Origin of the sequence: Acidovorax sp. 210-6 (genome assembly GCF_010020825.1) — a bacterium.
Taxonomy (GTDB): Bacteria; Pseudomonadota; Gammaproteobacteria; order Burkholderiales; family Burkholderiaceae_C; genus Simplicispira; species Simplicispira sedimenti.
Map to the genome: position 1 here is coordinate 3,174,211 of NZ_JAACJE010000001.1, position 12,364 is coordinate 3,186,574.

Sequence of the window (12,364 nt, forward strand, 5' to 3'; positions counted from 1 at the left end):
CTGGCCGCAGCGCATCAAGCGCGCTCGTTCCCGTCAGGCGGCAGGGTTTGCAACAGTTGGGCCGCTACGGCCACGGCAATCACTTCGGGCGCCTTGCCTGCAATGCCGGGTACGCCGATGGGGCAGGTCACCTGCGCCAGCTCGGCTTCGGCAAAGCCACGCTCGTGCAGGCGGTGGCGGAACGTGGCCCACTTGCTGCGGCTGCCGATCAGCCCGATGAAGGGCAGGTCGCCGCGTTCGCGCTGGCGGCGCAGGCAGGCGGCCACCACGTCCAGGTCCTCAGCATGGCTGAAGCTCATGATCAGCACGCGCGAGCCCGGCGCCAGGCCCGGCACGGCGGCCTGCACGGGGTCGGAATGCTCGCAAGCCGCTTCCGGCGCCACATCGCCCGGGAAGATGCCATCTCGGCTGTCGATCCAGGTGAGCGCAAACGGCAGCGGCGCCAGCACGCGCGCCAGCGCCTGGCCCACATGGCCGCCGCCGAACAACGCCACAGGCACCTGCCGTGGCGCCAGGCGCGCCACAAGCGCCGCCGCATCGGCCTGCGTGACCTGCTCGTAGCGCAGGTGCATCACGCCACCGCAGCATTGCCCCAGGCTGGGGCCCAGCGCATAGCGCAGCACGGCCGCGCCCGGCCCGGCCGCAAGCCGGCGGCGGGCCTCGGCAATGGCCTGGAACTCGACATGGCCGCCACCGATGGTGCCCACCACGGCATCGGCCGCCACCGCCATCCAGGCGCCACGCTCGCGCGGTGTGGAGCCTTCGGTCTGCTGCACGGTCACCAGGCAGGCCGGGGCCTTTTTGAGTGCCTTGAGCAAATGGTGCAAAAATGCGCCGCTACTGGTCATTGCCCACCGCCCCACCCATGGACCCCAAACCTTCGCAACGCAGCACCAAGCGCACCCACTGGCTGCTGGCAGGCCTGATGGCGGGCGTGGCTGCCGTGGTGGCGGCCTGCAAATCCTCGCCGGTCAGCACCATTGCCCCCGGCAAGCACCCAGGCAGCGACAGCCCCAGCACCCTGGGCCCGGTCACGCAGATCTCGCCCCCTTCGGAGGCCCGCAATCCGCGCGACTACCGCAAGGACGCGGCCACCCACCTGTATGCGCTCAACGCCGAGCGCATCTACCAGGGCAAGCTGCCGTCCATGCTCTACGCCATTGGCGTGCTGGAGGTGGACATCGACCGCAAGGGCCGCGTGAGCGGCGTGCGCTGGCTGCGCGCACCGCGCCACGCGCCCGAGGTGGTGGCCGAGATCGAGCGCACGGTGCGCGCTGCGGCGCCCTTTCCGCTGCCTGCACGCATGGGCAAGGTCACCTACACCGACACCTGGCTGTGGGACAAAAGCGGGCGCTTCCAGCTCGACACGCTGACCGAGGGGCAGCTCTGAAATCCATAGCGCCCAGCGCATGATTTCAGGCAATTTCAGGCACTTTTCATTCCTAATCGGCCTGAGCACAAGCGCCAGCAGCTCATTTTTTGATAGCACCCTCAAGACCCCCGGTAGGTCGAATAGCTCCAGGGGCTCACCAGCAGCGGCACGTGGTAGTGCTGGTCGGTATGGGCAATGCCGAAGTCCAGGTTCACCTGGTCCAGGAACGGGGGTTCGGGCAACTGCACACCGCGCGCCCTGAAGTAGCCCGCCACGTCAAAGCGCAGGCGGTAGGTGCCCACGCGCAGGCTGGTGTTGTCGAACAGCGGCGCATCGGTGCGGCCATCGCGGTTGAGCACCACACGCTGAAGCAGCGTGGCGCTCTCGCCCTCGGTGGCATACAGCGTCACGGCCATGCCCGCAGCGGGGCAGCCGTGCATGGTGTCCAGTACGTGGGTGCTCAGGCCCATGGCGAAGTCTCCTGGTGGCGTGCGTGCGATGTTGCAAGTGTAGGCAGCCTGGGCGGCTGTGCCTATGATTCCCCCATCTCCCTGCGGTGCCTGCAACATGACCTACGACACCACCCTGCCCTACCCGCGCGACCTCGTCGGCCACGGCCGCCACCCGCCGCACGCCCGCTGGCCCGGCGGCGCGCGCATTGCCGTGCAGTTCGTGCTGAACTACGAGGAAGGCGGCGAGAACTGCGTGCTGCATGGCGACGCGGGTTCGGAGCAGTTCCTCTCCGAGATGTTCAACCCGGCCAGCTACCCCGAGCGGCACATGAGCATGGAGGGCATCTACGAATACGGCGCGCGCGCGGGCGTCTGGCGCATCCTGCGCGAGTTCGAGCAGCGCGGCCTGCCGCTCACAGTGTTCGGCGTGGCCACCGCGCTGCAGCGCCACCCCGAGGTCTGCACAGCGTTCACCGAGCTGGGCCACGAGATCGCCTGCCATGGCCTCAAGTGGATCCACTACCAGAACGTGCCCGAGGACGTGGAGCGCGCCCACCTGCAGGAGGCCATGGCCATCATCGAGCGCCTGACCGGCACCCGTGCCCTGGGCTGGTACACCGGCCGCGACAGCCCGCGCACGCGCCGCCTGGTGGCCGATTTCGGTGGCTTTGCCTACGACAGCGACTACTACGGCGACGACCTGCCGTTCTGGATGCAGGTGCGCCGGACCGATGGCACGGTGGTGCCCCAGCTCATCGTGCCCTACACGCTGGACTGCAACGACATGCGCTTTGCCCTGCCCCAGGGCTATTCGCACGCCGAGCCGTTCTTCCAGTACATGCGGGACACCTTCGACGCGCTCTACGCCGAGGGCGACCCCGCCGCCCTGGACCGGCCCAAGATGATGAGCATCGGCATGCACTGCCGCCTGCTCGGCCGCCCCGGGCGCATCACGGCGCTGCAGCGTTTTCTGGACCACATCCAGCGCCATGATCAGGTGTGGGTGGCGCGGCGCATCGACATCGCGCACCACTGGCAGCACCACTATCCTGCCCCAGCAATTTGAACAAAATATGCCTCCAGCGCTTACAAATAAAGCGCAATAAGCTATCATTTTAGGAGCATTTCAGTGCCCTTGAGCCTCGGACAACTCAACACCGCGCATACCGACCAGGCGCTGCAACTGCTGGACGGCATCTACGAACACTCGCCCTGGATCGCCCAGGCCGCGCTGCGCGAGCGGCCCTTTCGCTCGCTCGCGCACCTCAAGCACGCCATGGCGCAGGCCGTGCGCCAGGCCGGCACCGAGGCGCAGCTTGCGCTGATCCGCGCCCACCCCGAACTGGCGGGCAAGGCCATGGTGGCGCAAAGCCTGACCGCCGAATCCACGCACGAACAGAGCGCGGCAGGCCTCACGCACTGCTCGCCCGAAGAATTTGCGCGACTGCAGCAGCTCAACCGGGACTACAACGCGCGCTTTGGCTTCCCTTTCATCCTGGCCGTGCGCGGGCCGCGCGGCACGGGGCTGACGCGCGCGCAGATCATCGACACCTTCGCGCGCCGCCTGGACAACCACCCCGACGTCGAGCGCGCCGAGGCGCTGCGCAACATCCACCGCATCGCCGAGATCCGGCTGAACGACAAGTTTGGCGCCGAGCCACTGATCGGCGGCGATGTGTGGGACTGGCACGAACGGCTGGCCCAGCACTCCGACCCCGGCTATGCCGAGAAGGGGCAACTCACCGTCACCTACCTCACCGAGGCCCACCGCGCCTGCGCGCAAACGATCAGCCAATGGATGCGCGAATGCGGCTTCGACGAGGTGGAGGTGGACGCCGTGGGCAACGTGGTGGGCCGCTACCACGCGGCCACGCCGCAGGCCCGCACCCTCTTGACCGGATCGCACTACGACACGGTGCGCAACGGCGGCAAGTACGACGGGCGGCTGGGCATCTTCGTGCCCATGGCCTGTGTGCGCGAGCTGCACCGCGCGGGCCGCCGCCTGCCCTTCGGCATCGAACTGGTGGCCTTCGCCGAGGAGGAAGGCCAGCGCTACAAGGCCACCTTCCTGGGCTCGGGCGCGCTCATCGGCGACTTCCAGCCCGAATGGCTGGAGCAGAAGGACGACAACGGCGTGACGATGCGCGAGGCCATGCAGCAGGCAGGCCTGTGCGTGGACGACATCCCCCGGCTGCGGCGCGACCCGGCGCACTACCTGGGCTTTGTCGAGGTGCACATCGAGCAGGGGCCGGTGCTGTGCGAACTCGACCTGCCGCTGGGCGTGGTCAGCTCCATCAACGGCAGCGTGCGCTATGTGGGCGAGATGGTCGGCATGGCCAGCCACGCGGGCACCACGCCCATGGACCGGCGCCGCGATGCGGCCGCCGGCGTGGCGGAACTAGCGCTGTACGTGGAGCAGCGCGCCGCGCGCGACGGCGACTCGGTGGGCACCATCGGCCTGCTCAACGTGCCCGGCGGCTCCATCAACGTGGTGCCGGGACGCTGCCAGTTCTCGCTGGACCTGCGCGCCCCCACCGATGCGCAGCGCGATGCGCTGGCGCAGGACGTGCTGCAGGAACTGCTGCGCATCGCGCAGCGGCGCGGCCTGCGCTGCACGCTGGAGGAAACCATGCGCGCCAGCGCCGCACCCAGCGCGCCGCAGTGGCAGCAGCGCTGGGAGCGCGCCGTGGCCGCGCTGGGCCTGCCGGTGCACTGCATGCCCAGCGGCGCCGGGCACGACGCCATGAAGCTGCACGAGATCCTGCCCCAGGCCATGCTCTTCGTGCGCGGCGAGAACGGCGGCATCAGCCACAACCCGCTCGAATCGACCACCCACAACGACATGCAACTGGCCGTGGAGGCCTTCAACCACCTGTTGTTGCAACTTTCCCTGGAGCCCGCATGACCCCCGACACCTACGCCCGGCTCGACGCCTGGATAGCCCAGCATTTCGACGAGGAAGTGCGCTTTCTGCAGGCCCTGGTGCGCGTGCCCACCGACACGCCGCCAGGCAACAACGCCCCGCACGCCGAGCGCACGGCCGAGCTGCTGCAGGGCTTTGGCTACACCGCTGAAAAGCACCCCGTGCCCGCCGCCGAGGTGCAGGCCTGCGGCATGCAGTCCATCACCAACCTCATCGTGCGCAGGCCCTACGGGGATGGCGGCCGAACCATCGCGCTCAATGCCCACGGCGACGTCGTGCCGCCCGGCGAGGGCTGGACGCATGACCCCTACGGCGCCGAGATCGAGGACGGCAAGCTCTACGGCCGCGCCGCCGCCGTGAGCAAGAGCGATTTCGCCAGCTTCACCTTCGCCGTGCGTGCGCTGGAGGCCGTGGCCCGGCCCACCCAGGGCGCCATCGAGCTGCACTTCACCTACGACGAGGAATTTGGTGGCGAGCTGGGGCCGGGCTGGCTGCTCAAGCACGGCCTGACCCAACCCGACCTCTTGATTGCGGCGGGCTTTTCCTACGAGGTGGTCACCGCGCACAACGGCTGCCTGCAGATGGAGGTGACCGTGCACGGCACCATGGCCCACGCCGCCGTGCCGCACACCGGGGTGGATGCACTGCAGGCCGCCGTCGCCATCCTGAACGCGCTGTACGCCGAAAACCAGGCCTACCGGCAGGTGCGCTCGCAGGTGCCGGGCATCACCCACCCGTATCTGAATGTGGGCCGCATCGAAGGCGGCACCAACACCAACGTCGTCCCCGGCAAGGTGCAGTTCAAGCTGGACCGCCGCATGATCCCCGAGGAGAACCCGGCCGAGGTGGAAGCACGCATCCGCAGCGTGATTGCGCAGGCCCTGGAGCGCTTCAACGCCGAGCGCGGCCACCACGGCGAGAGTGCGGCGCGGGCCGACATCCAGCGCCTGCTGCTGGCCCGCGCCATGACACCGCTGCCCGGCAACGCGCCGCTGGTGCAGGCCCTGCAAAGACACGGGCAGGCGGTGTTCGGCCACATGCCGCCCGCCGTGGGCACGCCGCTGTACACCGACGTGCGGCTGTACGCAGAGCGCGGCATCCCCGGCGTGATCTACGGCGCCGGGCCGCGCACCGTACTCGAATCCCATGCCAAGCGCGCCGACGAGCGCCTGGAGCTGGACGACCTGCGCCGCGCCACCCAGGTGATCGCGCGCAGTCTGCTGGATCTGCTGGCCTGACTACCCAAGCGCGCGTGACTGAGGCATACTGAAAACAGCGTTTTCTCGCGAGCACCGCCATGACCAAGTCCACCCCACCCGCCGACGAACGCAAGGCCACCACCGACCGCCGCTCGGGCGCTGACCGCAGGCAGCAGGACGTTGGGCCCGCCGCCAGCTATGAGCGGCGCAACACCGTCGAACCGCGCCAGCCCGAGGTGGCGGAGCTGGAGTTGTCGCCCGAAGAAATGCAGGCCATGGGCTTCAAGCCGCCCCCACCAGCGGCCCGCTGAACCCCTGCTGCGGCAGGTGTGCCACGGCACCTTTGTGAACGCACGTGCTTTAAATCCGTTATCCTGTGCGCCCTGACCACAGCCGTGGTCGTTTTTTCCTGGCGCCCCGCGCGACACCTTCGCGAACCGGGCGCCCCACGCCAAGCCCGCACCCACCTGTGCCCGGCCCGCGCGCTGCCCGAAAACCCACGGCACGCTGGCGCTGCCCCTTGCAGCCATGGCTCCAGGGGGTACATTGGCGTCATGCCCTATCGGCATGGCCAGGCCCTTGTGGCCGCGCCCGCATCAGCTACGCTTGTCCATCGCTCAACCGTCCTGGCTTTCCAGCTCTTTGTATGACCCAGAATCTCTCGGCGGCCGAATCCGCCCTGCGTGACGCAGCACGCGAATACCACCGCAATCCCAGCCGGGGAAAAATCGCCGTCACGCCCACCAAGCCCCTGTCGAACCAACGCGACCTGTCCCTGGCCTATTCTCCCGGCGTGGCCTACCCCTGCCTGGACATCCAGGCCGACCCGACCAAAGCCTTCGACTACACCTCGCGCGGCAACCTCGTGGGCGTGATCACCAACGGCACCGCCGTGCTGGGCCTGGGCGACATCGGCCCGCTGGCCGGCAAGCCGGTGATGGAGGGCAAGGGCTGCCTGTTCAAGAAGTTCGCTGGCGTCGATGTGTTCGACATCGAACTGGCCGAGCGTGACCCCGACAAGCTGATCGAGATCATCGCCAGCCTGGAGCCCACGCTGGGCGGCATCAACCTCGAGGACATCAAGGCGCCCGAGTGTTTTTACATCGAGCAAGAGCTCTCCAAGCGCATGAACATCCCGGTGTTCCATGACGACCAGCACGGCACGGCCATCATCTCCAGCGCCGCGCTGCTCAACGGCCTGGAGCTGGTGGGCAAAGACATTGGCGCCGTGAAGATCGCCGTCTCGGGCGCTGGCGCCGCCGCCATTGCCTGCCTGAACGTGATGGTGGGCCTGGGCGTGAAGCGCGAGAACATCTTCGTCTGTGACTCCAAGGGCGTGATCTACGAAGGCCGCCCCGGTGGCTACGACGAATCCAAGGCCCAGTACGCGCAAAAGACCGAGGCACGCACCCTGGCCGATGCGGTGAACGGGGCCGACGTGTTCCTCGGCTGCTCGGCCCCTGGCGTGCTCACGGCCGAAATGGTCAAGACCATGGCGGCCAAACCCATCATCCTGGCGCTGGCCAACCCCGAGCCCGAGATCCGCCCCGAACTGGCCAAGGCCGTCCGCCCGGACTGCATCATCGCCACGGGCCGCTCGGACTACCCGAACCAGGTCAACAATGTCCTGTGCTTCCCGTACATCTTCCGCGGCGCACTCGACTGCGGCGCCACCAAGATCACCGAGGCCATGAAGCTGGCCTGCGTGCGCCAGATCGCCGAGCTGGCCAAAGCCGATATCAGCGAAGAAGTGGCCACGGCCTATGCGGGCAAGGAGCTGACCTTTGGCCCCGACTATCTGATCCCCACGCCGTTCGACACCCGGCTGATCCTCAAGATTGCCCCGGCCGTGGCCCAGGCGGCCATGGATTCGGGCGTTGCCACCCGCCCCATCGAAGACATGGAGGTCTACAAGGAGAGCCTCTCGCGCTTTGTGTACCAGACCGGCATCCTGATGCGCCCGGTCATCAACGCCGCCAAGGCCCTGCCCGACGCACAAAAGCGCGTGGCCTATGCCGACGGCGAAGACGAGCGCGCGCTGCGCGCCGCGCAGATCGCGGTGGACGACCACATCGCCCGCCCCATCCTGATTGGCCGTCCCGCCGTGATCGCCGCGCGCATCGCCAAGGCCGGGCTGCGCATCCAGCCGGGCGTGGACGTGGAGGTCTGCGACCCCTCGGACGACCCGCGTTTCCGCCAGTACTGGGAGACCTACCACCAGATCATGAAGCGCAATGGCGCCACGCCCGAGGTGGCCAAGGCCGCCGTGCGCCGCTCCAACACCATCATCGCCTCGCTGATGGTCAAGCTGGGCGACGCCGACGCCATGATCTGCGGCTTGGTGGGCACCTTCGAGACGCACCTGGAGCGCATCCACAGCATCATCGGCCACGAGGCCGGCGTGGCCGACTACGCCACCCTCAACGCACTGATGACCGACCGCGGCCCGCTGTTCATCGCCGACACCTATGTGAACGAGAACCCCACGGCAGAGCAGCTGGCCGACATCGCCTGGCATTCGGTCAAGGAAGTGCAGCGCTTCGGCCTGCCGGCCAAGGTGGCGTTCCTGTCGCACTCCTCCTTCGGCTCGTCCAAGCGCGCCTCGGCGCGCAAGATGCGCGAGGCGCGCGACCTGTTCGTGGCGCGCCACCCCGAGATCGAGTGCGACGGCGAACTGCACGGCGATGCCGCACTGGAGCCCAACATCCGTGCCACCTACATGGCGGATTCGACGCTCACCGGTTCGGCCAATCTGTTGATCTGCCCGAACATCGATTCGGCCAATATCCTCTACAACGTGCTGAAGACGACCACCAGCGGCGGCGTGACCGTGGGCCCCATCCTCATGGGCGCAGCCGCCACAGCCTACATCCTCACACCCGCCGCCACTGTGCGCCGTGTGCTCAACATGACGGCCCTGGCCGTGGCCAGCAGCGCCTCGCGCATGGCGGCGCGCTGATCGGGGCTGCGCCGTCCGCTGCGGCGGACGGCGCACTCAGCGCGAAGCAACGAGCAACTGCACGAACATCTGCACTTTGGGACGGCATTCCTCGCTGATGTCGGTGAACTCCATCCCTGCAATCCAGCGGCCGCGCTCCTGCTTGATCTTGATGACCCGCGCATACACACCCACCGCCCGGTAATCCACCAGGGCCAGCTCAAACTCCAGTTGCAGCACGCGCTGCACATCGATGTGCTCGGGCAGCTCCAGCATGAGCCCGTGGTAGCTCATGTCCAGAATGGTGGCGTGGATGATGCGCGGCTGCACGTCATCGCCCTCCACCAACTGGCACAGGCAAGGCACCCGCGTTTGCGCGCGGTGGCTACGGCGGAATTCCTGGCGCGGCACCTTGAGCCGGCGTGCCGGAATGGCCACCAGTTCGCGCATGTCCACCGGCTCGCTGCGGCCCTTGACCCACACCTGCATGGGCGCGGTGGCCGACACAAGGTTCCAGCAGCGCTGGTAGGTGGACTCGCTCATCAGAATCTGCCCGCGCAGGCTGAACGCCTCGATGCGCGAAGCCAGGTTCACCTCTTCACCGATCACGGTGTACTGCGAGAACAGGTCCGACCCGAAGCGCCCCGCCATCACCGTGCCCGTGTTGATGCCTATGCCCAGATAGACCTGCGGCAGGTGCTCGCGCAAATGCTCCAGGTTCAGGTCGCGCATGGCCAGCTGCATTTCCACCGCGCACACCAACGCACGTTCCACATGGTCCTGTTTCTCCGGAGTGTCGGCAAACACCACCCGGATCGAATCCCCCAGGAACTGCTCAATGGTGCCCTGGTGCCGGAACACCACCGCGCTGAGCCGCGACAGACATCGGTTGAGCACCGCCACCACCTCCTGCGCAAGCCGCGTGGCCGCCAGCACCGCAAAGCCGCGCAGATCGGCAAGCAGCAAGGTCACCTCGTGCGCGCCCGGCTCGGCCACTGGCATCGAAGACTGCACCTGCCACCCCTGCAACAGTGCCTGCACCTCGGCCAGTCCCTGGGCAGACAGGGTCGCCCCGGTGTCTCTCTGGACCAGCGCCTGCAAGCGATCGGCAAAATCATTTACAACGGTGTGCTGCATCAATAAAACCTCCAGATTGCCACCCGATGGACGCAACGGTAACCATGGCTACGAGTCAAAGGCCGCGCGCAGTGACGGTCAAGCCATTATCAAAGAGAAAGCAAGCGTCCAATCCACCGATAGACACCGTTAAAATAGCGGGCTTATCGCTCGCAGGCCACAGGCGCAAATACCGCCGCTGTGACTTGCTGCAGCGTTCATGTTCAGGAAGCTTGGCAGAGTGGTCGATTGCACCGGTCTTGAAAACCGGCAACCCGCAAGGGTTCGTGAGTTCGAATCTCACAGCTTCCGCCAAACCAACAACCCTGGATCACCACTGGACACGGTAGCCTCGTCTGCTGATCCGCAAACCTCAGGGCAAGAGGATGGTCGATCCCGTGGTCTTGCGCGCCTCCAGGTCGCGGTGTGCCTGTTGCACCTGGGCCAGCGGGTAGCGTTGGTCGATGCGGATCTGCACCTGCCCGCTGGCCACCACGTTGAACAGTTCGTCGGCCATGGCCTGGGTGGATTCGCGCGTGGCGATGTGCGTAAACAGCGTCTGGCGCGTGACGTACAGCGAGCCCTTGGCCCCCAGCGCACCAGGGGCAAAGGGCGGCACCGGGCCCGAGGCATTGCCAAAGCTGGCCATCAGTCCGAAGGGGCGCAGGCAGTCCAGCGACTTGTCCCAGGTGTCCTTGCCCACAGAGTCGTACACCACCTTCACGCCCCGGCCGGCGGTGATGTCCTTGACCCGCGCGACAAAATCCTCGGTGTGGTAATTGATCGCATGGGCCGCACCATGGTCCAGCGCGAGGCGGCATTTGGCGTCCGTCCCTGCGGTGGCAATCAGTTGCAGACCCAGGGCCTTGGCCCATTGGCAGGCGATCAGCCCCACGCCACCTGCGGCGGCATGGAACAGCACGTAATCGCCCGCATGCAGCCCCTCGACGGGCAGGGTTTTCTTGAGCAGGTATTGCGCCGTCAGGCCCTTGAGCATCATGCCTGCGGCGGTCTCAAAATCGATGGCATCGGGCAGGCGGCAGACGCATTGGGCGGGCATCACGCGCACCTCGCAATAGCTACCGGGCGGCTGGCTGGCATAGGCAGCGCGGTCACCGGGGCGCAGGTGGGTCACGCCTTCACCCACAGCTTCGATCACCCCCGCGCCCTCCATGCCGATGCCTGCGGGCATGGTCAGCGGGTACAGGCCGGTGCGGTGGTACACATCGATGAAATTGAGCCCGATGGCATGGTGGCGGATGCGGATTTGACCGGGGCCGGGCTCGCCCACGGGCACGTCAACGAGCTGGAGTTCTTCGGGGCCACCGGGCTGGCGGATCTGGACGGCGAGGCTCATGGGGTTCACTCTCCTGCAGTGGTTCGGGATTCTGGCAATGATGCCTGGCATCGTGCCATGTTTCTGCAAGCCTTGCGCGCCGCAGCCCGCTACAGTGGCGGTATGAGACACACACTGACCCCAGGCACGGCCGTGCTCCTGGTGATTGCGCCGCTGATGTGGGCGGGCAACGCCGTGGTCGGGCGGCTGGTGCACGAGCTGGTGCCGCCCATCACGCTGAACTTTCTGCGCTGGCTGCTGGCCTTTGGGCTGCTGCTGCCGCTGGCCCATGGGGTGCTGCGCCCTGACAGCCCGGTGTGGCCGCACTGGCGGCGCTATGCCTTGCTGGGGCTGCTGGGCATTGGCACCTACAACGCACTGCAGTACCTGGCGCTGCAGACCTCCACACCCATCAACGTCACCCTGGTGGGATCCAGCATGCCGGTCTGGATGTTGGCCGTGGGCGCCCTGTGCTTTGGCGCCGCTGTCACGCGCCAGCAACTGGTGGGCGCCGCGCTGTCCATGGCCGGGGTGCTGCTGGTGCTGAGCCGTGGGGAGTGGAGCCAGCTCCTGTCGCTGCGGCTGGTACCGGGCGATGTGTTCATGCTGCTGGCCACGGTGTCCTGGGCCTTTTACAGCTGGCTGCTGGTACGCACCAGCGAACCCGCAAGCGTGCGTGGCGACTGGGCGGCCTTTCTGATGGCCCAAATGGTCTTCGGCCTGCTCTGGTCGGGCGGCTTTGCCGGAGCCGAATGGGCGCTGGCCCCCAGCCACATCACCTGGGGCTGGCCGCTGGTGGCTGCTCTGGCCTTTATCGCCATCGGGCCGGCCGTGGTGGCCTACCGCTGCTGGGGTATCGGTGTGCAGCGTGCGGGGCCAGCGATTGCGGGGTTCTTCTCCAACCTCACACCGCTGTTTGCTGCGCTGATGTCGGCAGCCTTCCTGGGCGAGGCACCGCGTGCCTACCATGCGCTGGCGTTTGCGCTGATCGTGGGCGGAATCGTCGTCTCCTCGCGACGCTGACGCCC

11 protein-coding genes and 1 tRNA gene are annotated in these 12,364 nt (G+C 67.3%); 8 read left to right on the top strand and 4 right to left on the bottom strand.

What is annotated here, in order from left to right; translation table 11 throughout:
* Positions 1 to 14: 14 nt before the first annotated feature.
* The gene (gene xdhC, locus GWK50_RS14705) at positions 15 to 848 is read right to left on the bottom strand and encodes a xanthine dehydrogenase accessory protein XdhC (RefSeq protein WP_162017116.1); all 834 of its coding nucleotides are present in this window, start codon (positions 846 to 848) and stop codon (positions 15 to 17) included.
* A gap of 77 nt (positions 849 to 925) precedes the next feature.
* Between xdhC and GWK50_RS14710 the strand changes: the two genes are divergently transcribed.
* Entirely contained in the window at positions 926 to 1,390 is a 465-nt protein-coding gene (locus GWK50_RS14710; protein WP_197905067.1) for a hypothetical protein, read from the top strand.
* Between the two features lie 101 nt (positions 1,391 to 1,491).
* Here GWK50_RS14710 and uraH read toward each other — a convergent pair whose 3' ends face one another.
* Positions 1,492 to 1,842, bottom strand: coding sequence for a hydroxyisourate hydrolase (gene uraH, locus GWK50_RS14715; protein ID WP_162017118.1), 351 nt, complete (start codon positions 1,840 to 1,842; stop codon positions 1,492 to 1,494).
* 97 nt (positions 1,843 to 1,939) lie between these two features.
* Here uraH and puuE point away from each other — a divergent pair, with 97 nt between their 5' ends.
* The 5 genes from puuE (at position 1,940) to GWK50_RS14740 (ending at position 8,905) form a co-directional block, all read left to right on the top strand.
* Positions 1,940 to 2,890: an allantoinase PuuE gene (gene puuE, locus GWK50_RS14720; RefSeq protein ID WP_162017119.1), complete on the top strand. Its 951-nt coding sequence runs from the start codon at positions 1,940 to 1,942 to the stop codon at positions 2,888 to 2,890.
* Positions 2,891 to 2,953: 63 nt separating this feature from the next.
* The gene (uraD, locus tag GWK50_RS14725; protein WP_162017120.1) at positions 2,954 to 4,729 is read left to right on the top strand and encodes a 2-oxo-4-hydroxy-4-carboxy-5-ureidoimidazoline decarboxylase; all 1,776 of its coding nucleotides are present in this window, start codon (positions 2,954 to 2,956) and stop codon (positions 4,727 to 4,729) included.
* A complete protein-coding gene (locus GWK50_RS14730) occupies positions 4,726 to 5,985 on the top strand; it encodes an ArgE/DapE family deacylase (RefSeq protein ID WP_162017121.1) in 1,260 nt (419 codons plus the stop codon). The genes uraD and GWK50_RS14730 overlap by 4 nt, the downstream gene beginning before the upstream one ends.
* A 59-nt stretch (positions 5,986 to 6,044) precedes the next feature.
* Positions 6,045 to 6,257: a hypothetical protein gene (locus GWK50_RS14735; RefSeq protein WP_162017122.1), complete on the top strand. Its 213-nt coding sequence runs from the start codon at positions 6,045 to 6,047 to the stop codon at positions 6,255 to 6,257.
* 335 nt (positions 6,258 to 6,592) lie between these two features.
* Positions 6,593 to 8,905: an NADP-dependent malic enzyme gene (locus GWK50_RS14740; protein ID WP_162017123.1), complete on the top strand. Its 2,313-nt coding sequence runs from the start codon at positions 6,593 to 6,595 to the stop codon at positions 8,903 to 8,905.
* 36 nt (positions 8,906 to 8,941) lie between these two features.
* On the opposite strand, the gene GWK50_RS14745 is transcribed toward GWK50_RS14740, so the two are convergent.
* Positions 8,942 to 10,021 carry an adenylate/guanylate cyclase domain-containing protein gene (locus tag GWK50_RS14745; RefSeq protein ID WP_162017124.1) on the bottom strand — a complete coding sequence of 360 codons (1,080 nt, stop codon included), beginning with the start codon at positions 10,019 to 10,021 and terminating at the stop codon, positions 8,942 to 8,944.
* Positions 10,022 to 10,227: 206 nt separating this feature from the next.
* Between GWK50_RS14745 and GWK50_RS14750 the strand changes: the two genes are divergently transcribed.
* Positions 10,228 to 10,315: transfer RNA gene (locus GWK50_RS14750), tRNA-Ser, on the top strand.
* A 58-nt stretch (positions 10,316 to 10,373) separates the two neighbouring features.
* On the opposite strand, the gene GWK50_RS14755 is transcribed toward GWK50_RS14750, so the two are convergent.
* Positions 10,374 to 11,357 carry a quinone oxidoreductase gene (locus tag GWK50_RS14755; protein ID WP_162017125.1) on the bottom strand — a complete coding sequence of 328 codons (984 nt, stop codon included), beginning with the start codon at positions 11,355 to 11,357 and terminating at the stop codon, positions 10,374 to 10,376.
* A 102-nt stretch (positions 11,358 to 11,459) separates the two neighbouring features.
* Here GWK50_RS14755 and GWK50_RS14760 point away from each other — a divergent pair, with 102 nt between their 5' ends.
* Complete coding sequence (locus GWK50_RS14760) at positions 11,460 to 12,359, top strand: DMT family transporter (protein WP_162017126.1); 900 nt, start codon at positions 11,460 to 11,462, stop codon at positions 12,357 to 12,359.
* Positions 12,360 to 12,364: the final 5 nt, after the last annotated feature.

Bases quoted from the DNA above. Each gene is read 5' to 3' on its own strand.
- xdhC (WP_162017116.1), bottom strand. From the start codon at position 848: ATGACCAGTAGCGGCGCATTTTTGCACCATTTGCTCAAGGCACTCAAA.
- GWK50_RS14710 (WP_197905067.1), top strand. From the start codon at position 926: ATGGCGGGCGTGGCTGCCGTGGTGGCGGCCTGCAAATCCTCGCCGGTC.
- uraH (WP_162017118.1), bottom strand. From the start codon at position 1,842: ATGGGCCTGAGCACCCACGTACTGGACACCATGCACGGCTGCCCCGCT.
- puuE (WP_162017119.1), top strand. From the start codon at position 1,940: ATGACCTACGACACCACCCTGCCCTACCCGCGCGACCTCGTCGGCCAC.
- GWK50_RS14730 (WP_162017121.1), top strand. From the start codon at position 4,726: ATGACCCCCGACACCTACGCCCGGCTCGACGCCTGGATAGCCCAGCAT.
- GWK50_RS14735 (WP_162017122.1), top strand. From the start codon at position 6,045: ATGACCAAGTCCACCCCACCCGCCGACGAACGCAAGGCCACCACCGAC.
- GWK50_RS14740 (WP_162017123.1), top strand. From the start codon at position 6,593: ATGACCCAGAATCTCTCGGCGGCCGAATCCGCCCTGCGTGACGCAGCA.
- GWK50_RS14745 (WP_162017124.1), bottom strand. From the start codon at position 10,021: ATGCAGCACACCGTTGTAAATGATTTTGCCGATCGCTTGCAGGCGCTG.
- GWK50_RS14755 (WP_162017125.1), bottom strand. From the start codon at position 11,357: ATGAGCCTCGCCGTCCAGATCCGCCAGCCCGGTGGCCCCGAAGAACTC.
- GWK50_RS14760 (WP_162017126.1), top strand. From the start codon at position 11,460: ATGAGACACACACTGACCCCAGGCACGGCCGTGCTCCTGGTGATTGCG.